This window comes from Streptomyces sp. enrichment culture, assembly GCF_964272855.1.
Lineage (GTDB): Bacteria > Actinomycetota > Actinomycetes > Streptomycetales > Streptomycetaceae > Streptomyces.
The window spans coordinates 2,463,106-2,486,923 of record NZ_OZ186847.1 but is presented as its reverse complement, the minus strand read 5'-3'; the positions used below and the strand labels follow the sequence as shown (position 1 = coordinate 2,486,923).

General features: G+C 67.7%; 15 protein-coding genes, 1 tRNA gene and 3 rRNA genes. 15 read left to right on the top strand and 4 right to left on the bottom strand.

What is annotated here, in order from left to right:
- Nucleotides 1-105: 105 nt before the first annotated feature.
- Both eccD and ACSU6L_RS10265 read left to right on the top strand, forming a co-directional pair.
- Nucleotides 106-1,617 carry a type VII secretion integral membrane protein EccD gene (gene eccD / locus ACSU6L_RS10270; protein ID WP_437064832.1) on the top strand — a complete coding sequence of 504 codons (1,512 nt, stop codon included), beginning with the start codon at nucleotides 106-108 and terminating at the stop codon, nucleotides 1,615-1,617.
- 660 nt (nucleotides 1,618-2,277) lie between these two features.
- Nucleotides 2,278-3,168 carry a hypothetical protein gene (locus ACSU6L_RS10265; protein WP_437055708.1) on the top strand — a complete coding sequence of 297 codons (891 nt, stop codon included), beginning with the start codon at nucleotides 2,278-2,280 and terminating at the stop codon, nucleotides 3,166-3,168.
- Nucleotides 3,169-3,260: 92 nt separating this feature from the next.
- On the opposite strand, the gene ACSU6L_RS10260 is transcribed toward ACSU6L_RS10265, so the two are convergent.
- A complete protein-coding gene (locus ACSU6L_RS10260; protein WP_437055706.1) occupies nucleotides 3,261-3,539 on the bottom strand; it encodes a DUF397 domain-containing protein in 279 nt (92 codons plus the stop codon).
- Between the two features lie 272 nt (nucleotides 3,540-3,811).
- Here ACSU6L_RS10260 and rpsO point away from each other — a divergent pair, with 272 nt between their 5' ends.
- The 5 genes from rpsO to ACSU6L_RS10235 all read left to right on the top strand — a co-directional run bounded on the left by rpsO (nucleotide 3,812) and on the right by ACSU6L_RS10235 (nucleotide 9,238).
- Nucleotides 3,812-4,099: a 30S ribosomal protein S15 gene (gene rpsO / locus ACSU6L_RS10255; protein ID WP_030619140.1), complete on the top strand. Its 288-nt coding sequence runs from the start codon at nucleotides 3,812-3,814 to the stop codon at nucleotides 4,097-4,099.
- Between the two features lie 286 nt (nucleotides 4,100-4,385).
- Entirely contained in the window at nucleotides 4,386-6,617 is a 2,232-nt protein-coding gene (locus ACSU6L_RS10250; protein ID WP_437055703.1) for a polyribonucleotide nucleotidyltransferase, read from the top strand.
- The gene (locus tag ACSU6L_RS10245) at nucleotides 6,614-7,993 is read left to right on the top strand and encodes a M16 family metallopeptidase (protein ID WP_437055701.1); all 1,380 of its coding nucleotides are present in this window, start codon (nucleotides 6,614-6,616) and stop codon (nucleotides 7,991-7,993) included. Before ACSU6L_RS10250 ends, ACSU6L_RS10245 begins: the two co-directional genes overlap by 4 nt.
- 31 nt (nucleotides 7,994-8,024) lie before the next feature.
- The gene (gene dapB / locus ACSU6L_RS10240; RefSeq protein WP_437055699.1) at nucleotides 8,025-8,777 is read left to right on the top strand and encodes a 4-hydroxy-tetrahydrodipicolinate reductase; all 753 of its coding nucleotides are present in this window, start codon (nucleotides 8,025-8,027) and stop codon (nucleotides 8,775-8,777) included.
- Nucleotides 8,778-8,785: 8 nt separating this feature from the next.
- Nucleotides 8,786-9,238, top strand: a complete 453-nt coding sequence (locus ACSU6L_RS10235) for a tetratricopeptide repeat protein (RefSeq protein WP_073941268.1) — start codon at nucleotides 8,786-8,788, stop codon at nucleotides 9,236-9,238.
- Nucleotides 9,239-9,313: 75 nt separating this feature from the next.
- Here the strand turns inward: ACSU6L_RS10235 and ACSU6L_RS10230 are convergent, their stop codons facing one another.
- Together ACSU6L_RS10230 and ACSU6L_RS10225 are read right to left on the bottom strand one after the other, a co-directional pair.
- Nucleotides 9,314-9,868, bottom strand: coding sequence for a hypothetical protein (locus tag ACSU6L_RS10230; protein WP_437055697.1), 555 nt, complete (start codon nucleotides 9,866-9,868; stop codon nucleotides 9,314-9,316).
- Between the two features lie 101 nt (nucleotides 9,869-9,969).
- The gene (locus ACSU6L_RS10225; RefSeq protein WP_437055695.1) at nucleotides 9,970-10,209 is read right to left on the bottom strand and encodes a hypothetical protein; all 240 of its coding nucleotides are present in this window, start codon (nucleotides 10,207-10,209) and stop codon (nucleotides 9,970-9,972) included.
- A gap of 194 nt (nucleotides 10,210-10,403) precedes the next feature.
- Here ACSU6L_RS10225 and thyX point away from each other — a divergent pair, with 194 nt between their 5' ends.
- From thyX to ACSU6L_RS10185, 8 genes are all read left to right on the top strand, one after another.
- A complete protein-coding gene (gene thyX, locus ACSU6L_RS10220; protein ID WP_437055693.1) occupies nucleotides 10,404-11,144 on the top strand; it encodes an FAD-dependent thymidylate synthase in 741 nt (246 codons plus the stop codon).
- A 177-nt stretch (nucleotides 11,145-11,321) separates the two neighbouring features.
- On the top strand, nucleotides 11,322-12,221 hold the full coding sequence (dapA, locus tag ACSU6L_RS10215) for a 4-hydroxy-tetrahydrodipicolinate synthase (RefSeq protein WP_437055691.1): 900 nt from the start codon (nucleotides 11,322-11,324) through the stop codon (nucleotides 12,219-12,221).
- Nucleotides 12,222-12,382: 161 nt separating this feature from the next.
- Entirely contained in the window at nucleotides 12,383-14,068 is a 1,686-nt protein-coding gene (locus tag ACSU6L_RS10210; RefSeq protein ID WP_437055689.1) for a ribonuclease J, read from the top strand.
- A 504-nt stretch (nucleotides 14,069-14,572) separates the two neighbouring features.
- Nucleotides 14,573-16,100: ribosomal RNA gene (locus ACSU6L_RS10205) — 16S ribosomal RNA — on the top strand.
- A gap of 316 nt (nucleotides 16,101-16,416) precedes the next feature.
- Nucleotides 16,417-19,538, top strand: a 23S ribosomal RNA gene (locus ACSU6L_RS10200).
- A gap of 89 nt (nucleotides 19,539-19,627) precedes the next feature.
- Nucleotides 19,628-19,744: ribosomal RNA gene (rrf, locus tag ACSU6L_RS10195) — 5S ribosomal RNA — on the top strand.
- Together the 16S, 23S and 5S rRNA genes form the textbook arrangement of a ribosomal RNA operon.
- 114 nt (nucleotides 19,745-19,858) lie before the next feature.
- Nucleotides 19,859-20,521, top strand: a complete 663-nt coding sequence (locus ACSU6L_RS10190; RefSeq protein ID WP_437064830.1) for a DegT/DnrJ/EryC1/StrS family aminotransferase — start codon at nucleotides 19,859-19,861, stop codon at nucleotides 20,519-20,521.
- A gap of 74 nt (nucleotides 20,522-20,595) precedes the next feature.
- A tRNA-Thr gene (locus ACSU6L_RS10185) sits at nucleotides 20,596-20,668 on the top strand.
- A gap of 60 nt (nucleotides 20,669-20,728) precedes the next feature.
- Here the strand turns inward: ACSU6L_RS10185 and ACSU6L_RS10180 are convergent.
- Nucleotides 20,729-23,479 carry a SpoIIE family protein phosphatase gene (locus ACSU6L_RS10180; protein WP_437055687.1) on the bottom strand — a complete coding sequence of 917 codons (2,751 nt, stop codon included), beginning with the start codon at nucleotides 23,477-23,479 and terminating at the stop codon, nucleotides 20,729-20,731.
- Nucleotides 23,480-23,818 lie beyond the last annotated feature (339 nt).

The window sequence follows — 23,818 nt, the reverse complement described above, 5'->3', positions numbered from 1 at the left end:
GGCGGCGCGGGCGGCAGCGCACAACCTACACAGGATCGTTACAGGCGATCGCGCGCTCGACGGCGCGAACGCCGTACCACCGACGAGGGGGAACAGCAGGTGAGCATGACGGCCTCCGCGCCGACCGGCGCGACCGGCGGAGCGGGCACCGGAGCCCCTTCCGGGGCCGGTACCGGGTTCGGGTTCTGCCGAGTCACCATCGTGGCACCGGACAGCCGTATCGACGTGGCGCTGCCCGACGACGTGTCAGTCGCCGATCTCTACCCGGAGATCCTGCGGCTCTCCCGGCAGAGCCCCGCCGAGGGTGCCCCGGTCGGCTACCACCTCGTACGCCGGGACGGCACCGTCCTCGACGGCTCGCGTTCGTTCGCCGCCCAGCGCATCCTCGACGGCGAGCTGCTGACGCTGCGTCCGTTCGCCGAGTCGCTGCCGCCCGCGGTGCACGACGACGTCTCCGAGGCGGTCGCCTCCGCCGTGACCGAGGACCGCACCCTGTGGAGCGGCACCCTCACCCGCGCCGCCGGCCTGGTCGCCGGCGGGGTCCTGCCCGCGCTGCTCGCGTTCGTGGTGTGGAGCTCGCAGATCCGCCACGACATGAACAGCCTCCAGGGCATCCTGGCCGCCGTCACCGGTGTCCTGCTGGTCACCATCGCGTGCGTCCGCGCCCGGGTCTACGACGACCGCGGCTCGGCCGTCGCCCTCGGCCTGGGCGCCCTGCCGAACATCGCCGTGGCCGGCTCCGGACTGCTCCCGCTGTCGGAGGGTCAGGGCATCGGACGCCTGCAGTTCCTGCTCGCGTGCGCGGCCGTCCTCGTCGCCGCGCTGGTCCTCACGCTGGTGTCGCCCAGCGGCGACGGCCCGTTCGTGGCGTTCGTGTTCGCCTCCACGATCGGCCTGCTGACCACGTTCGTCGCGATGCTCACGCATCTGAGGCCCATCGAGACGGCCGCCGTCTGCGCGCCGCTCGCGGTCTGCGCCCTCGCGTTCCTGCCCGGCCTGTCCATGCGCTTCGCCCGGCTGCCCATCGGCTTCGAACCGCCGAACCCCGGCCGCGGCTACACCACCGAGGAGCCCACCGCCCAGCACGAGCCCGTCGACGCCCAGCGCATCGCCGCCCAGGTCCGCCGCGGTCACGAACTCCTCGTCGGCCTCGTCGGCGGCTGCGCGCTCGTCACGGTCGGCGCGTCCATCGTCCTCGGCTTCTCCGACAACGTGTGGGCGCAGCTCCTCGCCCTCGCCACCGGCATCGCCATGCTGATGCGCGCCCACCTGTTCCGGTACACCGCGCAGGTCGGCGCCACGCTCGCCGCCGGTCTCGCCGCCCTCGTCTTCCTCGGCCTCGGGCTCGCCCTGAACCCGCCCGTGGAGTTCCTGCGCGACGCCCTCCAGGGCGACACCACCGGCCTCGACATCCGCTCGGTGTGGCTCGCCGCCGCGATCGCCGCGACCGCCGCCCTGCTGACCGCGATCGGCCTGATCGCCCCGCGCAGCGGCGTCACCCCCTTCTGGGGACGCTTCACGGAGATCGCCGAGACGTTCGTCCTGCTGACACTGGTCCCGCTGGCCCTCGCCGTGTTCGACGTGTACGCGTCGGCGCGGTCCATGGCCGGCAACTGAGCCGCCGCCCGCGACGACCAGCGAAGGGATCACCCAGCGTGAGCTTTGGCCCGCCTCCGTCCGTGTTCACCCAGTCCGTGACGGCCGACCGGCAGCGCAGGAAGCGCCGTACGATCCTGCTCACCGCGGTCGTCGCGGCCGCGGTGCTGGCGGCGTCCGCCGCCGCGTGGCTGTGGTGGCCCGAGACGGCGCACGAGGACCCCAAGCCCGCGGCCGCGGCCGGCCAGGACAGGCTCGACGTCCGCGAGACCGTCGAGCGGCGCCCGGCGAGCCCCCGGGGCGTCATGGCCGTGCGGTTCTCCGCCGACGACATGGGCCCCGGGGAACGCTACGAGATGCCGGGCATGTGGGCCACGGACAAGATCCTGGCCAAGGGCGTCAACAGGACCCTCATCGGCATCGAGATCGGCACGGACGCCAGCCTCGGCGAGGAGGCCTGGCAGCTCCGGCTGGGCGGGCCGATCTGCGGCAGGACCCGGCACGTCAACGTCGACAACCGGACCGCCGTGCTCTTCCGGGACAGCGAGGACAAGGAATCCCTCTGCAACCACGTCGCCTTCGTCGACCTGGACGACGGCAAGCTGGTGTGGCAGGCCGAGTTCCCGATCACCGGCAACGGCATCGGCGACCCCGACGACGCCGGCAGCCAGTGGACCCCCGGTGACCCTCACGCACGCCACGGTCGCGGTGACCTGGGGCGGCGGCACGGACGCCTACGAGATGGACGGGGGCAAGCTGCGCTGGCGGGTGAAGCCGGAGAAGGACTGCGACTCCAGCGGCGGGGCCGGCGGCCGGGCCCTGCTCGTCCGGTTCGCCTGCTGGGACCCGGACATCCAGCAGAACCACGGCCGCACCTTCAAGGTGCGCGCTCTCGACCCGGAGACCGGCCGCACCCGGTGGACGTACGCACCCGCGCTCGGGGTCAAGGACGTCCGGCTCGTCTCCGCGGACCCCGCCGTCCTCGCGACCTCGGCCGGCGACATCGGCATCACCGAGATTATCTCGCTCGACGAGCGGGGCAAGTACCGGACCACTGTCCCGCTCCAGAACGGTACGTATGTCGCGGAGTGCAACGAGGAGATCACCTACCTCGCCGCCGATGAGTGCCCCTCCGTCGCCGTAGGTGCCGGGCAGGTCTTCCTGACCAGCAAGGAACAGGGCGACCTGGTCCACAACGCCAACTGGATCATCGGCTTCGACCTGGGCACCGGCAATTCGGTCAAGAAGTTCGAGTCCGGGCCCGACGCCCTGCTCCGCCCTCTGAGGATGAGCGGCGACCAGCTCCTCGCTCTGCGCGAGAGCAGCGACCACATCTCGCCCATGGCCCTGGTCAGCCTGAATCCGAAGACCGGCGCGGAGACCCCGTACTTCTACTTCGACCTGCCGTTGGAGGGCCGGAGCCTCAGCTCGATGACAGTGGCCGACACCGTCGTCCAGAACGGCCGCCTCTTCTTCGGGGCCAAGACGGCCGAACCTCCGGCAGGCGCCGATGGCAAGGCCTGGGTATGGCTGGCCCTCGGCATCGAGAGCGACGCGACGAGAAAGCCGTAGAGGTCCTGGCGGTCGCAGGAGCCGAGGAAGACGCGACGTACGCGCGCGTGCGCCCCCGACGGGCTCCACGCGCGCGTACACGCACCACTGTGTCACTGCCCCTCGGGCGCCGGCTCCAGGTCGAACTCGCCGTCCCGCGCCCCCAGCACGAACGCCCGCCACTCCGCCTCGGTGTACCGCAGCACGGTGTCGGGGTCGAGCGACGACCGCATCGCCACCGCGCCGCCGGGCAGGTAGGCGATCTCGACCCGCTCCTCGTGCTCCTCGGTGCCCGGCGCGCCGTGCCACTCGACGCCGGAGATGTCGAGCGCGTAGAGCTCGTCCCGCTCCCGCTCCTTGCGCGCCTTGATCTCCGCTTCCGTCTCCGCCATGCCTCAGCGACCCCTTCCCCGCATGCTGCTCGCGTACGATCCGACGGCTCACCCTAGTGGCCGCGACCCCGCCGACCGGCGGGTTCCGGGACCCCGCGACGGGCGCCGTCCACGTGCTGGTACCCTGAGTGACGGCCGTTTGTGTACGCGCCCCCGGAGCCCTGCTCTGGAGGCCGCGCCCAGCGGATCCCCGCCTCCCGAGTAACGGAAGCTCCCCCGAGATGTAGACCGGGGGCACTCGGTGGCCACTCACAGACCCATGAGGAGTACGCGTGTCGCTCGACGCCGCCACGAAGAAGCAGATCATCGCCGAGTTCGGTACCAAGGAGGGTGACACCGGCTCCCCCGAGGTCCAGGTCGCTCTGCTGTCCCGTCGGATCTCCGACCTGACGGAGCACCTGAAGACCCACAAGCACGACCACCACTCCCGCCGCGGCCTGCTGATCCTCGTCGGTCAGCGCCGCCGCCTGCTGCAGTACCTCGCCAAGAAGGACATCCAGCGCTTCCGTACGCTGGTCGACCGCCTCGGCATCCGCCGTGGTGCGGCGGGCGCCAAGTAAGACGCCGTGGAGGGAGCGGTTCCCGTTCGAGGGGACCGCTCCCTTTGCTGTACGTGCGGAGTGTCACCGCCCCTTTGTAGTGTGGTAGCACAACGCATGACGTACGACACAGCACGACAAGAATGAGGAGTAGCGCACCACGCCGCCGCCGGTCCTCGGTAGTGGCCCCCGGGGGGAAGCGAGCCCCGAGGGCTTCGATCGAAGACCGGCCCGCACACGGCGCGCAGCTCCGCGACCGTCCCCCTGCCACACGGGCAGCAGGGACGAAGACGAGGAGAAAACGCTAGTGGAGAACGAGACCCACTACGCCGAAGCCGTCATCGACAACGGCACCTTCGGCACCCGTACCATCCGCTTCGAGACGGGCCGCCTGGCCAAGCAGGCCGCCGGTTCCGCCGTTGCGTACCTGGACGACGACACCATGGTGCTGTCGGCCACCACCGCCTCCAAGAACCCCAAGGACCAGCTCGACTTCTTCCCGCTGACGGTGGACGTCGAGGAGCGGATGTACGCCGCCGGCAAGATCCCCGGCAGCTTCTTCCGCCGTGAGGGCCGTCCCTCCGAGGACGCCATCCTCACCTGCCGTCTGATCGACCGCCCGCTGCGCCCGTCCTTCAAGAAGGGCCTGCGCAACGAGATCCAGGTCGTCGCCACGATCATGGCGCTCAACCCCGACCACCTGTACGACGTCGTGGCGATCAACGCCGCGTCCGCGTCGACGCAGCTGGCCGGTCTGCCCTTCTCCGGCCCGATCGGCGGCGTCCGCGTCGCGCTGATCCGCGGCCAGTGGGTGGCCTTCCCGACGCACACCGAGCTCGAGGACGCCGTCTTCGACATGGTCGTCGCGGGCCGCGTCCTGGAGGACGGCGACGTCGCGATCATGATGGTCGAGGCCGAGGCCACCGAGAAGACCATCAAGCTGGTCGAGGGCGGCGCCGAGGCGCCCACCGAGGAGGTCGTCGCCGCCGGTCTGGACGCCGCGAAGCCCTTCATCAAGGTGCTCTGCAAGGCCCAGTCGGACCTCGCCGCGAAGGCCGCCAAGCCGACCGCCGAGTTCCCGATCTTCCTCGACTACCAGGACGACGTCCTGGAGGCCCTGACGGCCGCCGTCAAGCCCGAGCTCGCCCAGGCGCTCACCATCGCCGGCAAGCAGGAGCGCGAGGCCGAGCTGGACCGCGTCAAGGGCCTCGCCGCCGAGAAGCTCCTGCCGGAGTTCGAGGGCCGCGAGAAGGAGATCTCCGCCGCGTACCGCTCGCTGACCAAGACCCTGGTCCGTGAGCGCGTCATCAAGGAGAAGAAGCGCATCGACGGCCGTGGCGTGACGGACATCCGCACGCTCGCCGCCGAGGTCGAGGCCATCCCGCGGGTGCACGGCTCCGCCGTGTTCGAGCGCGGCGAGACCCAGATCCTGGGCGTCACCACCCTGAACATGCTCCGCATGGAGCAGCAGCTGGACACCCTCTCCCCGGTGACCCGCAAGCGCTACATGCACAACTACAACTTCCCGCCGTACTCCACCGGTGAGACCGGCCGCGTCGGCTCCCCGAAGCGCCGCGAGATCGGCCACGGCGCCCTCGCCGAGCGCGCCCTGGTGCCGGTCCTGCCGACCCGCGAGGAGTTCCCCTACGCGATCCGCCAGGTCTCCGAGGCGCTGAGCTCCAACGGCTCGACGTCCATGGGCTCGGTCTGCGCCTCCACCATGTCGCTGCTGAACGCCGGTGTGCCGCTGAAGGCCCCCGTCGCCGGTATCGCCATGGGCCTGATCTCCCAGGAGATCGAGGGCGAGACGCACTACGTCACCCTCACCGACATCCTCGGTGCGGAGGACGCCTTCGGCGACATGGACTTCAAGGTCGCCGGCACCAAGGAGTTCGTGACCGCCCTCCAGCTCGACACCAAGCTGGACGGCATCCCGGCCTCCGTCCTGGCCGCCGCCCTGAAGCAGGCCCGCGACGCCCGTCTCCACATCCTCGACGTGATGATGGAGGCCATCGACCGGCCCGACGAGATGTCCCCGAACGCGCCGCGGATCATCACCGTGAAGATCCCGGTCGACAAGATCGGTGAGGTCATCGGCCCCAAGGGCAAGATGATCAACCAGATCCAGGAGGACACGGGCGCCGAGATCACCATCGAGGACGACGGCACGATCTACATCGGCGCCGCCGACGGCCCGTCCGCCGAGGCCGCCCGCGCCACGATCAACGGCATCGCCAACCCGACGATGCCCGAGGTCGGCGAACGGTACCTGGGCACGGTCGTGAAGACCACCACCTTCGGTGCCTTCGTCTCCCTGCTGCCCGGCAAGGACGGCCTGCTGCACATCTCGCAGATCCGCAAGCTGGCCGGCGGCAAGCGCGTGGAGAACGTCGAGGACGTCCTCGGCGTGGGCCAGAAGGTCCAGGTCGAGATCGCCGAGATCGACTCCCGCGGCAAGCTCTCCCTCGTCCCCGTGATCGAGGGCGAGGGCGAGTCCGACGGCTCCGGCGACGAGGCGAAGGACGACACCGACCAGTGACGTCCCGTGGCTCCAAGGCGACGGCCCGCACCTCTTCGGAGGCGCGGGCCGTCGCCCGTACCCAAACCCTGATCAAGGGCACCAACGGCATCGGCACCGTCCGCAAGACCACCCTCCCGGGCGGTCTGCGCGTCGTCACCGAGACCCTGCCCTCGGTCCGCTCGGCGACCTTCGGCATCTGGGCGCACGTCGGCTCCCGCGACGAGACCCCGGCCCTGAACGGCGCCACGCACTACCTCGAGCACCTGCTCTTCAAGGGCACCTCGCGCAGGACCGCGCTGGACATCTCCTCGGCCGTCGACGCGGTCGGCGGCGAGATGAACGCGTTCACGGCCAAGGAGTACACGTGCTACTACGCGCGCGTGCTCGACACCGACCTGCCGCTCGCCATCGACGTCGTCTGCGACATGCTGACCGGCTCGCTGATCCTCGAGGAGGACGTCAACGTCGAGCGCGGCGCCATCCTCGAAGAGATCGCGATGACCGAGGACGACCCGGGCGACTGCGTGCACGACCTGTTCGCGCACACCATGTTCGGCGACAACCCCCTCGGCCGCCCGGTCCTCGGCACCGTCGACACGGTCAACGCCCTCACCGCCGACCGCATCCGCCGCTTCTACAAGAAGCACTACGACCCCACCCACCTGGTGGTCGCCTGCGCCGGCAACGTCGACCACAACAAGGTCGTACGACAGGTCCGCGCCGCCTTCGAGAAGGCCGGCGCGCTCAGCGACCCGGCCGCCGAGCCGATCGCCCCGCGCGGCGGACAGCGCGCCCTGCGCACCGCGGGCCGCGTCGAGCTGCTCGGCCGCAAGACCGAGCAGGCGCACGTCGTCCTCGGCATGCCCGGCCTGTCCCGCACGGACGACCGCCGCTGGGCCATGGGCGTGCTGAACACCGCCCTCGGCGGCGGCATGTCCTCCCGGCTCTTCCAGGAGGTCCGCGAGAAGCGCGGCCTGGCCTACAGCGTGTACTCGTACACCTCCGGCTTCGCCGACTGCGGCCTGTTCGGCGTGTACGCGGGTTGCAGGCCGTCGCAGGTGCACGACGTGCTGAAGATCTGCCGCGACGAGCTCGACCACGTCGCCGAGCACGGCCTGTCCGACGAGGAGATCGACCGCGCCATCGGCCAGCTGCGCGGCTCCACGGTCCTGGGCCTGGAGGACACCGGCGCCCTGATGAACCGCATCGGCAAGAGCGAGCTGTGCTGGGGCGAGCAGATGTCCGTCGACGACATGCTGGCCCGGATAGCGTCGGTCACCCCGGACGACGTGCGCTCGGTCGCCCGCGACATCCTGGGACGACGGCCCTCGCTGTCGGTCATCGGCCCGCTGAAGGACAAGCAGGCGGCCCGGCTGCACGACGCCGTCGCCTGATCCACCCCAGTCCCGTAAGGAAGCAACAGACATGAGCAAGCTGCGCGTGGCGGTCCTCGGCGCCAAGGGCCGGATCGGCTCCGAGGCGGTGCGGGCGGTCCAGGCCGCCGAGGACGTGGAGCTGGTGGCAGCCCTCGGCCGCGGCGACAAGCTGGAGACGCTGACCGAGACCGGCGCCCAGGTCGCCGTCGAACTCACCACGCCGGACTCGGTGATGGACAACCTCGAGTTCTGCGTACGGCACGGCATCCACGCCGTCGTCGGTACGACGGGCTGGAACGACGAGCGCCTCGCGCGGCTCAGGGGCTGGCTGGCCGAGTCCCCGGAGACCGGTGTGCTCATCGCGCCCAACTTCTCCATCGGGGCCGTGCTGACCATGAAGTTCGCGCAGATCGCCGCGCCGTACTTCGAGTCGGTCGAGGTCGTCGAACTCCACCACCCGAACAAGGTTGACGCCCCGTCCGGCACCGCCACGCGCACCGCCCAGCTCATCGCCGAGGCCCGCCGCGCGGCCGGCACCGCCCCGGCCCCGGACGCCACCGCCACGGCCCTGGACGGCGCGCGCGGCGCGGACGTCGACGGCGTCCCCGTCCACGCGGTCCGCCTGCGCGGCCTGCTGGCCCACCAGGAGGTGCTGCTCGGCGGCGAGGGCGAGACCCTCACCATCCGGCACGACTCGCTGCACCACAGCAGCTTCATGCCGGGCATCCTGCTGGGCGCCCGCCGCGTGGTGACCACCCCGGGGCTGACGTTCGGCCTGGAAAACTTCCTGGACCTGGGCTGACCCGAGCCATGCGAGCCAAGCTGTCCTACGCCGTCACGGCCGCCGTCCTGGTCTTCTACTTCCTCCTGGTCGGCAGCCGTGGCGTCATGCTCATCCAGGCCGGCACGCTCCTCACCGTGACCCTCGGGGTCGCGGTGCTGATCCTGCCGGTCATCGGGCTGTGGTTCCTGTGGAAGAACACCCAGTTCGTCCGCCGGGCCAACGCCCTCGCCGCGGAACTCGACGCCGAGGGCGGCCTGCCCGTCGACGAGCTGAAGCGCATGCCCAGCGGCCGGATCGACCGCGACTCCGCCGACGAGGTCTTCGCAAGGCGCCGGGCCGAGACCGAGGCGGCCCCGGACGACTGGCGCGCCTGGTTCCGCCTCGCCGTCGCCTACCACGACGCCCGCGACACCCCGCGGGCCCGCAAGGCCATGCAACGCGCGATCGCCCTGCACGACGGCAAGCCCGTCCAGGCCTGAGCCGTACGCGAAGGGGCCGGCCCGCGATCTCCGCGGGACCGGCCCCTTCGCACATCCACCGACCGGGAACCGGGCTCAGCCGTGCCGGTACTCCGCAGCCCACGCCTCCACCGTGTCCGCCGCCCGGTCGAACGCCTCCACGCGCGCCAGGAAATCGGCGTTGTGCGTGGTCATCAGCGGCGTCACATGCGCCGCAGGCCGGTCCCCGCGTACGAGGGTCAGGGCCTGCCCCTGGACCGTGCGCGGCAGTCCCAGCCAGCGCACCGGCTGCTGCGCCGTCCGTACCGCCGAGACCTGGTTCCAGGGCACCGTGCGCGTGACGAGGAAGCCCACCTGCCGCAGACCGCGCGCGCTCACCCACACGCCCATGCGCAGCAGCCGCAGCGCCACGGCGATCACCACCAGTGCGACGCCAAGCACCGCGCCGGCGGCGGCCGGCGTGCCCGTCAGGGCGATGATGACCGCCGCGAACAGCACGTACGAGGCGAGCAGCAGCCAGACGGCGGCCGCGCCCACCCGCCAGGGACCGGGCCGGTAGGGCCGCCGCCAGCGGTCACGGTCGTCGAACGGCAGCGCGACGTCGTCCGCCGCGTCGAGGGCCCGGTCGGCCGTCAGAAAGGGCAGGGGCACGGCGAATCCTCACTCGATCCAGGCGTGGGCTGTGCCCGGTGAGGTTATCGACCTGTGTCCCGACTCACCACCCTAGGGGGCCCGTCCGGGGCAGTGGGGACTCAGCGCCCGTCGGACGCCTGGGACTGCTGGGCCGGCGTGGACGACTGATCCAGCTCCAGCGCCGGCATCCCCACCACCAGCGACCCCACCAGCGCGGCGACGATCGTGAGCCCCATCAGCCAGCGCCCGGCTATCTCACCGAGGGACGCCCGCTCACGGGGTGGGGGAGTGACATTGCTGCGGAACCTGTCGGCTTCGGCGACGAAGGCGAACGGTACGGGCTCGCGCCGACGGAACATGGGAAGTACATCCTCCTCTGGGGGGTTCGTGCGGATGGCTGTCTCTGGTACAGACGCGCGAGTGCCCCGGAAGGTGCCCTGTTTCACCAAGTTCACAGGCGAATGTCGCGACCCGGCACCGAACGCCCCGTTGTCAGTGGCGGGCCGTAGAGTGGGCGCCGCCCGAGAAGTGATGGAAGGGAACCCTCCGAGCCGTGACCGACACCCCCGCCGACGACCTCAAGCCCAGCTTCCGCAGTGATGTGACCGTCGAACTGGTCAAGCACACCGCATCCGACGCCGACGTGCTCTTCGCCGCCCGCGTCTCGACCATCGGCGAGCAGTCCCTGGACGAGCTGGACAAGGACCCGGAGCGCTCCAAGGGCCTGATCAACTACCTGATGCGGGACCGGCACGGCAGCCCCTTCGAGCACAACTCGATGACGTTCTTCATCAGCGCCCCGATCTTTGTCTTCCGCGAGTTCATGCGGCACCGCGTGGGCTGGTCGTACAACGAGGAGAGCGGCCGCTACCGGGAGCTCCAGCCGGTCTTCTACGTCCCGGACGAGTCCCGCAAGCTGGTCCAGGAGGGCCGCCCCGGCAAGTACCGGTTCGTCGAGGGCACCCAGGCCCAGCAGGAACTGGTCGGCCGCGTCATGGAGGACTCCTACCGGCAGGCCTACGAGGCCTACCAGGAGATGCTGGCCGCCGGCGTCGCCCGCGAGGTCGCCCGCTCGGTGCTCCCGGTCGGCCTGTTCTCCTCGATGTACGCCACCTGCAACGCCCGCTCGCTGATGCACTTCCTCGGCCTGCGCACCCAGCACGAGCTGGCCAAGGTCCCGTCGTTCCCGCAGCGCGAGATCGAGATGGTCGGTGAGCGGATGGAGGCCGAGTGGGCCAGGCTCATGCCGCTCACCTACGCCGCCTTCAATGCGAACGGACGTGTGGCGCCGTAACGGTCAGCCGCATGAAGTGTCCGTATTGCGGCATTTAGAGAAGTTCATCTAGCCTGATCAAACGGACCCGGCACTGCTTGAACCCCCGAGCAGGCAGTGCCGGGCTCCGCATATGTCAGGACTTATCCCGCCCCCCGAGGGCAGACCGCGCCTTGAGCAACGAGTAGCGTGTAACCCATGGCTCCGACCTCCACTCCGCAGACCCCCTTCGGGCGGGTCCTCACCGCCATGGTCACGCCCTTCACGGCGGACGGCGCACTCGACCTCGACGGCGCGCAGCGGCTCGCCACGCACCTGGTGGACGCAGGCAACGACGGCCTGATCATCAACGGCACCACCGGCGAGTCCCCCACCACCAGCGACGCGGAGAAATCGGACCTCGTACGAGCGGTCCTGGAGGCCGTCGGCGACCGGGCCCACATCGTGGCCGGCGTCGGCACCAACGACACCCACCACAGCATCGAGCTGGCCCGCGCCGCCGAGAAGACCGGCGCCCACGGCCTCCTCGTCGTCACGCCGTACTACAACAAGCCCCCTCAGGAGGGCCTGTACCGGCACTTCAAGGCCGTCGCCGACGCCACCGGGCTGCCGGTCATGCTCTACGACATCCCCGGCCGCAGCGGCGTCCCGATCAACACCGAGACCCTGGTCCGGCTCGCCGAGCACCCGCGGATCGTCGCCAACAAGGACGCCAAGGGCGACCTCGGCCGCGCCAGCTGGGCCATCGCCCAGTCCGGCCTCGCCTGGTACTCCGGCGACGACATGCTGAACCTCCCGCTGCTCTCCGTGGGCGCGGTCGGCTTCGTCTCCGTCGTCGGCCACGTGGTCACCCCGGACCTGCGCGCCCTCGTCGACGCCTACGTCTCCGGCGACGTCCAGAAGGCGACCGAGATCCACCAGAAGCTGCTCCCGGTCTACACCGGCATGTTCCGCACCCAGGGCGTCATGACCACCAAGGCCGCACTCACCCTCCAGGGCCTGCCCGGCGGACCGCTGCGCCCCCCGATGGTCGAACTCACGCCCCAGGAGATCGAGCAGCTCAAGATCGATCTTGCTGCCGGCGGGGTACAACTCTGACATCAGACTTCGCGGAGCAGACGCTTCGCAGCAACAAGCTCCACAACTGAATAGCGCGGGCCACCGGTGCCTGCACCCCACAACGACAACTGCTTCTGCACGAACGTCACGCGCGCCACGTGCCCGACCGGTACGTGGCGCGCGTGGTTGAGGAGAGTCTTTTGAGTCATCCGCATCCTGAACTCGGCCCGCCCCCGCCGCTGCCCGAGGGCGGCCTGCGCGTCACTCCGCTCGGCGGTCTCGGCGAGATCGGCCGAAACATGACGGTCTTCGAGTACGGCGGCCGCCTGCTGATCGTCGACTGCGGCGTGCTCTTCCCCGAGGAGGAGCAGCCCGGCATCGACCTGATCCTCCCGGACTTCTCGTCCATCCGGGACCGCCTCGACGACATCGAGGGCATCGTCCTCACCCACGGCCACGAGGATCACATCGGCGCCGTCCCGTTCCTCCTTCGCGAGAAGCCGGACATCCCGCTGATCGGCTCCAAGCTGACCCTGGCCCTGATCGAGGCCAAGCTCCAGGAGCACCGCATCCGCCCGTACACCCTCGAGGTGGCGGAGGGGCATCGCGAGCGCATCGGCCCGTTCGACTGCGAGTTCATCGCGGTCAACCACTCCATCCCGGACGCCCTGGCGGTAGCCATCCGCACCCCCGCCGGCATGGCGGTCCACACGGGCGACTTCAAGATGGACCAGCTCCCGCTGGACAACCGCCTCACCGACCTGCACGCGTTCGCGCGGCTGAGCGAGGAGGGCATCGACCTCCTTCTCACCGATTCCACCAACGCCGAGGTCCCCGGCTTCACGCCGCACGAGCGGGACATCTCCAACGTGCTGCGCCAGGTCTTCGCGGGCGCCCGCAAGCGGATCATCGTGGCCAGCTTCGCCAGCCACGTCCACCGCATCCAGCAGATCCTGGACGCCGCGCACGAGTACGGCCGCCGGGTCGCCTTCGTCGGCCGCTCCATGGTCCGCAACATGGGTATCGCCCGTGACCTCGGCTACCTGCGGGTCCCCCCGGGCCTCGTCGTGGATGTCAAGACACTCGACGACCTCCCGGACCACGAGGTGGTCCTGGTCTGCACGGGATCCCAGGGCGAACCGATGGCCGCCCTGTCCAGGATGGCGAACCGGGACCACCAGATCCGCATCGTCCACGGCGACACGGTGATCCTGGCGTCGTCGCTGATCCCCGGCAACGAGAACGCGGTCTACCGCGTGATCAACGGCCTGACCCGCTGGGGCGCGAACGTCGTCCACAAGGGCAACGCCAAGGTGCACGTTTCCGGCCACGCGTCCGCGGGCGAGCTGCTGTACTTCTACAACATCTGCCGCCCGAAGAACCTGATGCCGGTCCACGGCGAATGGCGCCACCTGCGCGCCAACGCCGAACTGGGCGCCATGACCGGCGTCCCGCACGACCGCATCGTCATCGCCGAGGACGGCGTGGCCGTCGACCTCATCGAGGGCAAGGCCAAGATCTCCGGCAAGGTCCAGGCGGGATACGTCTACGTCGACGGCCTCTCGGTCGGCGACGTGGGCGAGCCGGCGCTGAAGGACCGGAAGATCCTCGGCGAGGAGGGCATCATCTCGGTCTTCGTCGTCGTGGACTCCTCCACCGGCAAGATCACCGGCGGCCCGCACGTCCAGGCGCGCGGTTCAGGCATCGAGGACTCCGCCTTCGACGCGGTCCTCCCGAAGATCACGGAAGTCCTGGAGCGCTCGGCTCAGGACGGCGTGGTCGAGCCCCACCAACTGCAGCAACTCATCCGCCGGACGCTGGGCAAGTGGGTCTCGGACTCCTATCGGCGCAGGCCGATGATCCTCCCGGTCGTCGTGGAGGTCTGACCCGCCGGACGCCTGGTCGTCCGCGCGAACTCGGAGCGGGGCACCTCGATTTGCATCGGGGCGCTCCGCTCCAGTACGTTTACGGCCCTGCCCCGGAGGGAACCCGGCCGCCTCGTGCGCCGGAACCAGTCCCCTCAAGGGGGCGGGAAATCCGACTCAGAAACTCTGATAAAGTCGGAAGCGCCGGAAAGGGAAACGCGAGAGCGGGAACCTGGAAAGCACCGAGGAAATCGGATCGAGAAAAGATCTGATAGAGTCGGAAACGCAAGACCGAAGGGAAGCGCCCGGAGGAAAGCCCGAGAGGGTGAGTACAAAGGAAGCGACCGTTCCTTGAGAACTCAACAGCGTGCCAAAAGTCAACGCCAGATATGTTGATACCCCGTCTCCAGCATCCGCTGGGACGAGGTTCCTTTGAAAAAACACAGCGAGGACGCTGTGTGCGAGAGGACTATTCCTCCTCTCGCACCGCTCTCGTGATGTGTTGCACCGGATTACCGGTAAACATTCACGGAGAGTTTGATCCTGGCTCAGGACGAACGCTGGCGGCGTGCTTAACACATGCAAGTCGAACGATGAACCTCCTTCGGGAGGGGATTAGTGGCGAACGGGTGAGTAACACGTGGGCAATCTGCCCTGCACTCTGGGACAAGCCCTGGAAACGGGGTCTAATACCGGATACTGATCATCTTGGGCATCTTTGATGATCGAAAGCTCCGGCGGTGCAGGATGAGCCCGCGGCCTATCAGCTTGTTGGTGAGGTAACGGCTCACCAAGGCGACGACGGGTAGCCGGCCTGAGAGGGCGACCGGCCACACTGGGACTGAGACACGGCCCAGACTCCTACGGGAGGCAGCAGTGGGGAATATTGCACAATGGGCGCAAGCCTGATGCAGCGACGCCGCGTGAGGGATGACGGCCTTCGGGTTGTAAACCTCTTTCAGCAGGGAAGAAGCGAAAGTGACGGTACCTGCAGAAGAAGCGCCGGCTAACTACGTGCCAGCAGCCGCGGTAATACGTAGGGCGCAAGCGTTGTCCGGAATTATTGGGCGTAAAGAGCTCGTAGGCGGCTTGTCGCGTCGGATGTGAAAGCCCGGGGCTTAACCCCGGGTCTGCATTCGATACGGGCAGGCTAGAGTTCGGTAGGGGAGATCGGAATTCCTGGTGTAGCGGTGAAATGCGCAGATATCAGGAGGAACACCGGTGGCGAAGGCGGATCTCTGGGCCGATACTGACGCTGAGGAGCGAAAGCGTGGGGAGCGAACAGGATTAGATACCCTGGTAGTCCACGCCGTAAACGGTGGGCACTAGGTGTGGGCAACATTCCACGTTGTCCGTGCCGCAGCTAACGCATTAAGTGCCCCGCCTGGGGAGTACGGCCGCAAGGCTAAAACTCAAAGGAATTGACGGGGGCCCGCACAAGCGGCGGAGCATGTGGCTTAATTCGACGCAACGCGAAGAACCTTACCAAGGCTTGACATACACCGGAAACACTCAGAGATGGGTGCCCCCTTGTGGTCGGTGTACAGGTGGTGCATGGCTGTCGTCAGCTCGTGTCGTGAGATGTTGGGTTAAGTCCCGCAACGAGCGCAACCCTTGTCCCGTGTTGCCAGCAGGCCCTTGTGGTGCTGGGGACTCACGGGAGACCGCCGGGGTCAACTCGGAGGAAGGTGGGGACGACGTCAAGTCATCATGCCCCTTATGTCTTGGGCTGCACACGTGCTACAATGGCCGGTACAATGAGCTGCGATACCGCGAGGTGGAGCGAATCTCAAAAAGCCGGTCTCAGTTCGGATTGGGGTCTGCAACTCGACCCCATGAAGTCGGAGTCGCTAGTAATCGCAGATCAGCATTGCTGCGGTGAATACGTTCCCGGGCCTTGTACACACCGCCCGTCACGTCACGAAAGTCGGTAACACCCGAAGCCGGTGGCCCAACCCCTTGTGGGAGGGAGCTGTCGAAGGTGGGACTGGCGATTGGGACGAAGTCGTAACAAGGTAGCCGTACCGGAAGGTGCGGCTGGATCACCTCCTTTCTAAGGAGCACTTCTCAACCGGGCTTGCCTGGTTCAGAGGCCAGTACATCAGCGAACGTCTGATGCTGGTTGCTCATGGGTGGAACGTTGACTACTCGGCACGGTCCAGGATGGACCAGGCGCTAGTACTGCCCCTCGGGGCGTGGAACGCTGATCTGGTCAACTGATCGTGTCGGGCACGCTGTTGGGTGTCTGAGGGCACGGCCGCATGGTCTGTCTTCGGATCGCCGGCCCCAGTGAACTTGAGTCTTGATGGCTCGGGGTGATGGGTGGCTGGTCGTTGTTTGAGAACTGCACAGTGGACGCGAGCATCTGTGGCCAAGTTTTTAAGGGCGCACGGTGGATGCCTTGGCACCAGGAACCGATGAAGGACGTGGGAGGCCGCGATAGTCCCCGGGGAGTCGTCAACCAGGCTTTGATCCGGGGGTTTCCGAATGGGGAAACCCGGCAGTCGTCATGGGCTGTCACCCTTGCCTGAACACATAGGGCAAGTGGAGGGAACGCGGGGAAGTGAAACATCTCAGTACCCGCAGGAAGAGAAAACAACCGTGATTCCGGGAGTAGTGGCGAGCGAAACCGGATGAGGCCAAACCGTATGCGTGTGAGACCCGGCAGGGGTTGCGCATGCGGGGTTGTGGGATCTCTCTTCTACGGTCTGCCGGCCGTAGGACGAGTCAGAAACCGTTGATGTAGGCGAAGGACATGCGAAAGGTCCGGCGTAGAGGGTAAGACCCCCGTAGTCGAAACGTCAGCGGCTCGTTTGAGAGACACCCAAGTAGCACGGGGCCCGAGAAATCCCGTGTGAATCTGGCGGGACCACCCGCTAAGCCTAAATATTCCCTGGTGACCGATAGCGGATAGTACCGTGAGGGAATGGTGAAAAGTACCCCGGGAGGGGAGTGAAATAGTACCTGAAACCGTGTGCCTACAAGCCGTGGGAGCGTCGGAAGCACTTCGGTGCTTCTCGTGACTGCGTGCCTTTTGAAGAATGAGCCTGCGAGTTTGCGGTGTGTTGCGAGGTTAACCCGGGTGGGGTAGCCGTAGCGAAAGCGAGTCCGAATAGGGCGCTGTAGTAGCACGCTCAAGACCCGAAGCGGAGTGATCTAGCCATGGGCAGGTTGAAGCGGAGGTAAGACTTCGTGGAGGACCGAACCCACCAGGGTTGAAAACCTGGGGGATGACCTGTGGTTAGGGGTGAAAGGCCAATCAAACTCCGTGATAGCTGGTTCTCCCCGAAATGCATTTAGGTGCAGCGTCGTGTGTTTCTTGCCGGAGGTAGAGCACTGGATAGGCGATGGGCCCTACCGGGTTACTGACCTTAGCCAAACTCCGAATGCCGGTAAGTGAGAGCGCGGCAGTGAGACTGTGGGGGATAAGCTCCATGGTCGAGAGGGAAACAGCCCAGAGCATCGACTAAGGCCCCTAAGCGTACGCTAAGTGGGAAAGGATGTGGAGTCGCACAGACAACCAGGAGGTTGGCTTAGAAGCAGCCACCCTTGAAAGAGTGCGTAATAGCTCACTGGTCTAGTGATTCCGCGCCGACAATGTAGCGGGGCTCAAGCGTACCGCCGAAGTCGTGTCATTGCAGCGTATAGCCCCAACGGGTGCTGTGATGGGTAGGGGAGCGTCGTCTGCCGGGTGAAGCGGCACTGGAAGGTAGTCGTGGACGGTTGACGAGTGAGAATGCAGGCATGAGTAGCGATACAAACGTGAGAAACGTTTGCGCCGATTGACTAAGGGTTCCTGGGTCAAGCTGATCTGCCCAGGGTAAGTCGGGACCTAAGGCGAGGCCGACAGGCGTAGTCGATGGATAACCGGTTGATATTCCGGTACCCGCTGTGAAGCGTCAAACATCGAATCCAGTGATGCTAAGGCCGTGAAGCCGCCCCTGATCTCTTCGGAGTGAGGGGGAGTGGTGGAGCCGCTGACCCAAGTTGGTAGTAGGTGAGTGATGGGGTGACGCAGGAAGGTAGTCCATCCCGGGCGGTGGTTGTCCCGGGGTAAGGGTGTAGCCCGAGTGGTAGGCAAATCCGCCACTCATGCAGGGTGAGACCTGATGCCGAGCCGATTGTGGTGAAGTGGATGATCCTATGCTGTCGAGAAAAGCCTCTAGCGAGTTTCATGGCGGCCCGTACCCTAAACCGACTCAGGTGGTCAGGTAGAGAATACCGAGGCGTTCGGGTGAACTATGGTTAAGGAACTCGGCAAAATGCCCCCGTAACTTCGGGAGAAGGGGGGCCACACCCGGTGATCCGATTTACTCGGTGAGCTGGGGGTGGCCGCAGAGACCAGCGAGAAGCGACTGTTTACTAAAAACACAGGTCCGTGCGAAGCCGTAAGGCGATGTATACGGACTGACGCCTGCCCGGTGCTGGAACGTTAAGGGGACCGGTTAGCTAGGATTCGTCCTGGCGAAGCTGAGAACTTAAGCGCCAGTAAACGGCGGTGGTAACTATAACCATCCTAAGGTAGCGAAATTCCTTGTCGGGTAAGTTCCGACCTGCACGAATGGCGTAACGACTTCTCGACTGTCTCAACCATAGGCCCGGTGAAATTGCACTACGAGTAAAGATGCTCGTTTCGCGCAGCAGGACGGAAAGACCCCGGGACCTTTACTACAGTTTGATATTGGTGTTCGGTTCGGCTTGTGTAGGATAGGTGGGAGACTTTGAAGCGGGCACGCCAGTGTTCGTGGAGTCGTCGTTGAAATACCACTCTGGTCGTGCTGGATGTCTAACCTGGGTCCGTGATCCGGATCAGGGACAGTGTCTGATGGGTAGTTTAACTGGGGCGGTTGCCTCCTAAAGGGTAACGGAGGCGCCCAAAGGTTCCCTCAGCCTGGTTGGCAATCAGGTGTTGAGTGTAAGTGCACAAGGGAGCTTGACTGTGAGACCGACGGGTCGAGCAGGGACGAAAGTCGGGACTAGTGATCCGGCGGTGGCTTGTGGAAGCGCCGTCGCTCAACGGATAAAAGGTACCCCGGGGATAACAGGCTGATCTTCCCCAAGAGTCCATATCGACGGGATGGTTTGGCACCTCGATGTCGGCTCGTCGCATCCTGGGGCTGGAGTCGGTCCCAAGGGTTGGGCTGTTCGCCCATTAAAGCGGTACGCGAGCTGGGTTTAGAACGTCGTGAGACAGTTCGGTCCCTATCCGCTGTGCGCGTAGGAGTCTTGAGAAGGGCTGTCCCTAGTACGAGAGGACCGGGACGGACGAACCTCTGGTGTGCCAGTTGTTCTGCCAAGGGCATGGCTGGTTGGCTACGTTCGGGAGGGATAACCGCTGAAAGCATCTAAGCGGGAAGCCTGCTTCGAGATGAGGACTCCCACCCACTTGATGGGGTAAGGCTCCCAGTAGACGACTGGGTTGATAGGCCGGATATGGAAGCCAGGTAACTGGTGGAGTTGACCGGTACTAATAGGCCGAGGGCTTGTCCTCAGTTGCTCGCGTCCACTGTGTTGGTTCTGAAACCACGAACAGCCGTCGTAGCCGATGTGTTGCGGCTCCGGTTGTCAGTTTCATAGTGTTTCGGTGGTCATAGCGTGAGGGAAACGCCCGGTTACATTCCGAACCCGGAAGCTAAGCCTCACAGCGCCGATGGTACTGCAGGGGGGACCCTGTGGGAGAGTAGGACGCCGCCGAACAATTCTTCAAAGGGTTGGATCCTGAACTTCGGTTCGGGGTCCAACCCTTTTTTGTTCCGCGTCACTTGAAGTTCACGTGTCGCAACCACCATCCGAAGCATGGGTACTGCTGCAATGCTCAGGGCCGCCGGCGTCGGAGTCGGTGACGAGGTCGTCGTACCGGCCTTCGGGAACGTCGAAGTCGCCGAAGCGGTGACCCTGGCCGGTGCGCTCCCGGTGTTCGCCGACATAGATCCGGCGACGTACTGCCTCGATCCGACCGCGGTCGAGGCGTCCGTAACTTCTCGGACCGTGGCCGTGGTTGGCGTGCATCGCTTCGGGCGGCCGGCCGACGTGGCCGGGCTGCGTGCCGTGGGGCAGCGGCACGGGCTGCTGGTGCTGGAACAAGGGGAGTCCGAGGCCCCGTACGACGAGATAGCTCAGCGGCGGCAGCGAGCCGGGTATCTCGACGCGCGGCTGAAGGGCGTGCGTACCCCCGAGGGCGGGGTCGGGCACACCTATCAGCAGTACGTCGTGAGGGTGCCGGGGAACGGGCGGCCGGACCGGGACGCCTTCGCACGGGCCGTCCGGGCCAGGGGTGTTGACTGCCGGGTGCCGGTGAAGACGCCTGTGCACCGGCTGCCGGGGTTCCGGCAGTGTGTGTCGTTGCCGGAGACCGAGCGGGCCGCGGACGAAACGCTGGCGCTGCCGGTCGACGCCTCGTTGACGAAGCGGGAGATGCAGCGGATCGTGTCCGCCTGCAACGCGCTCGGAGGGCTGCTGCAACCCGCCTTCTGATCGGTTTTGGAACACGGGTCTGTTCGGGGTATGATCTATTCCGTTGCCGCGAGGGAAACCTCGGAAAGCGACAGGCCCCTATAGCTCAGTCGGCAGAGCGTCTCCATGGTAAGGAGAAGGTCAACGGTTCGATTCCGTTTGGGGGCTCAGAAAAAAGGCCTCCGCCCTTTCGGGCGGGGGCCTTTTCGCTGTTTCCGGACCGGCTCCTCAGCTGTTCTGCAGGCCCGGGACCCGCATCGCCAGAATCGCCATGTCGTCGGAGGGCGCGTCGGACGCGAAACGCTCCACGGCGCGCATGATGCGGGCCGCCACCGCACCCGCCGTGAGGCCGGTGCAGGTGGTGAGGACGTCGGCGAGGCCGTCGTCGCCGAGCATGCGGGTGCCCTCGCGGCGTTCGGTGACGCCGTCCGTGACGCACAGGAGGACGTCGCCCGGGTCGAGGGTGACCGTCTGCTCGTAGAGCTCCAGGTCCTCCAGCACACCGAGGAGCGGCTGCGGTTCGGCGGCGGCCTCGACCGTGCCGTCCTGGCGCAGCCGGAGGGGGAGCGGGTGTCCGGCGCAGACCACCTTCAGTTCCGCGCTGCCGTCCTCCTGGGGGCGCATCTCGCCGTACAGAAGGGTCAGGAAGCGGCTGCGGGCGCCCTCGTCGAGGATGGCGGAGTTCAGGCGCTGGAGGACGGCGGGGCCGCTGAGGCCCTCGCGGGCGAGCAGTCGTAGCGCGTGCCGGGCGAGGCCGGTGACGGCCGCCGCGTTCGGGCCCGTACCGCAGACGTCGCCGATGGCGAAGCCGTAGGCGCCGTCGCGGATGGGGAACAGGTCGTAGAAGTCGCCGCCGACCTCGTTGCCCTCGCCGGCCGCGCGGTAGATGACCTCGACTTCGACGCCGTCGATCGTGGGCAGCTCCGGCGGGAGGAGGCTGCGCTGGAGGGACTGGCTGATGGCCGTGCGCTCGGAGTAGAGGCGGGCGTTGTCCAGGGCCAGGGCGGCCCGGCGGGAGAGGTCCTCGGCGAGTTCCAGGATCTCCTGGCGGAAGTGTTCGTCGGTGGGCTTGCCGAGGGTCAGCATGCCGATGACGCGGTTGCGGGCGACCAGCGGCAGGACGACCGTCTCGCCGCCGACCGCGGAGGCGGTGGCGAGGGTGGTGCCGATGCCGGAGCTGACCGTGGCCGGCTCGCCGAGGCCGAGGCTGCGCATCGAGGTGCGCAGCGCCGCCTGGTGGGCGGTCTGCGCGGGCGCGGACCAGACGCGGGCGCCGGGGGTGGGGACCGGGTCGGGCGGGGGGACCTTCGAGAGCAACGACTTGATGCCGTCGATGAGTTCCTCGTCCTCGTGCAGCACGTACGACAGATACGGTTCCGAGGCCTGGTCGGCGATCGTGTAGACGGCGCACCAGGTGGCCAGGGTGGGGACCGTCATCTGGGCCATGAGCGCCAGTGTCTGGTCGCGGTCCAGGGTGCCGGCGAGGAGGTCGGAGGCCTCGACGAGGAAGCTCAGCGAGCCTCGGCGAAGGCGCTCCAGCTCGCCGAGGCGGGCGGATTCGACGGCCAGGGCGATGCGGTCCGCCGCGAACTGGAGGCGAAGGGCCTCCTCGTTGCTGTAGCGGCCGGGGGCCTCCGCGGCGACGCCGAGGGAGCCGGTGAGGCGGCCCTCGACCTTGAGCGGGACGGTGACGACCGAGCGCATGCCGGTGCCGTTCAGCAGCGGCACGGCGCCGGGTACGGCCGTGAGGTCGTCGTGGACCGCGGGCATGCGGGCGGAGCCGTAGCGGCCGGGGCCCGCCTCGACGGGGACGCGGGCGAAGCGCTGGCGGGCGGAGGGCAGGCCGGTGGAGGCGCGGACCTCCAGTTCGGTCTCGTCGTCGGTGGCGAGCAGGAGGAACGCGGAGTCGCCGTCGAGCATGTCGCGGGCGCGTTCCACCGTGCGCTGGAGGAGGCCGTCCAGGTCGTCCGGGGCCGGGGAGCCGATGAAGACCTCGAACGGGTCGGTGCTCTGGCCCTCGGCGGCGGGGGGTGCGTCGGGGGCGACGAGGCGCATCGGCGTCTGGAGGACGGCGCGTTCGTGGTCCCGTACGAGGAGGCAGACCGTCGAGGGTTCGCCGGCGGTGTCGCGGACGCGGAGGTGGGAGGCGTACACGGGGACGACCCGGCCGCCGGCGTCGCGGATGCCGTAGCTGCCCTCCCAGCGGGAGAGTTGTAGGGCTTCGGCGATGCCGGTGCTGATGCCGGGGGTGTGCGGCCAGGCGGCGAGGTCGGTGAGGGGTTTGCCGGTGACGAGGTCGGCCTGGTAGCCGAAGAGTTCCTCGGCGTCCTCGTTCCAGGCGGTGATGGCGCCGGTGCGGTCGATCTGGATGACGGCGACACGGACGCGGCCGTCGGCGAGCGGCAGGAGGTCGGCCGGGAGGGAGGGCCCCGCGGCCCGGGTGCCGACCGGGCGTTCGGGGAGGGCCAGCTGGAACCAGACGTTCTTGTGGGTGGGCGTGTACTCGACGCCCCAGCGGCCGGCGAGGGCCGCGCACAGCTGGAGGCCGCGGCCGCCCTCGCGGTCGGGGCTGCCCATGTTGACGGCGGCGCTCTGGAGGGGGACCTCCCGCTCCGGGTAGCGGTCGGAGACCTCGATGCGCACGCCTGCCTCGGTGCGCAGGCACAGCACGTCCGCGGCGGTGCCGGCGTGGACGACGGCGTTGGTGACCAGCTCGCTGGTGAGCACCACGGCGTCGTCGACGATGTCGGCGTAGCCCCAGCCCTGGAGGGTGTCCCGCACGAAGGAGCGGGCGGACGCGACCGAGCGCCCCACGGGCTCGAAGCTGGCAGCCGCGCGCGCGGTGATCACGGAGCTCCTCGACCTGCTTTCGTCGTGCCGGGCCTCGCCGCCCTCCGGCTCCTGCCGGGTCTGAGGCGGCAGGCCGCCGGCCGGCAGGGGGTCCGGGGGCTGCTCCCCGGGGATCAGTCCGGTGGTCATGTGTGCGGCCGCCCCTCCGATGCCCGCTCGTTCTCGTGCCACCGCCCAGGCCGGACGGACCGGCGCGGCTGGACAGCCGGATGCAAGGTTACTTACCTTCGCCGTCCGTACGGATGCCGGTCCGCGGTGTTTCCGCCCGGAGGGTGTGCGGACGGTGTGCGAAGCTGCCGAACTGTTATGGCCTGGTTCGGCCGGGGTGAAACACTGGGCAGGCTTCTGTCTGAGGTTCGGGCAGGCCGAGTGGCTTCCGTTCAGGGTGGGCAGCAGCCCTTGGTACGGGCTGGTGCGACGTGGCGGAATCTCGTTCGGGCTACCGGTACGCCGAGCGGTGACAGCAGC

Bases quoted from the DNA above. Each gene is read 5' to 3' on its own strand.
- ACSU6L_RS10190 (WP_437064830.1), top strand. From the start codon at position 19,859: ATGCTCAGGGCCGCCGGCGTCGGAGTCGGTGACGAGGTCGTCGTACCG.
- dapB (WP_437055699.1), top strand. From the start codon at position 8,025: ATGAGCAAGCTGCGCGTGGCGGTCCTCGGCGCCAAGGGCCGGATCGGC.
- dapA (WP_437055691.1), top strand. From the start codon at position 11,322: ATGGCTCCGACCTCCACTCCGCAGACCCCCTTCGGGCGGGTCCTCACC.
- ACSU6L_RS10225 (WP_437055695.1), bottom strand. From the start codon at position 10,209: ATGTTCCGTCGGCGCGAGCCCGTACCGTTCGCCTTCGTCGCCGAAGCC.
- ACSU6L_RS10235 (WP_073941268.1), top strand. From the start codon at position 8,786: ATGCGAGCCAAGCTGTCCTACGCCGTCACGGCCGCCGTCCTGGTCTTC.
- ACSU6L_RS10180 (WP_437055687.1), bottom strand. From the start codon at position 23,479: ATGACCACCGGACTGATCCCCGGGGAGCAGCCCCCGGACCCCCTGCCG.
- ACSU6L_RS10260 (WP_437055706.1), bottom strand. From the start codon at position 3,539: ATGGCGGAGACGGAAGCGGAGATCAAGGCGCGCAAGGAGCGGGAGCGG.
- eccD (WP_437064832.1), top strand. From the start codon at position 106: ATGACGGCCTCCGCGCCGACCGGCGCGACCGGCGGAGCGGGCACCGGA.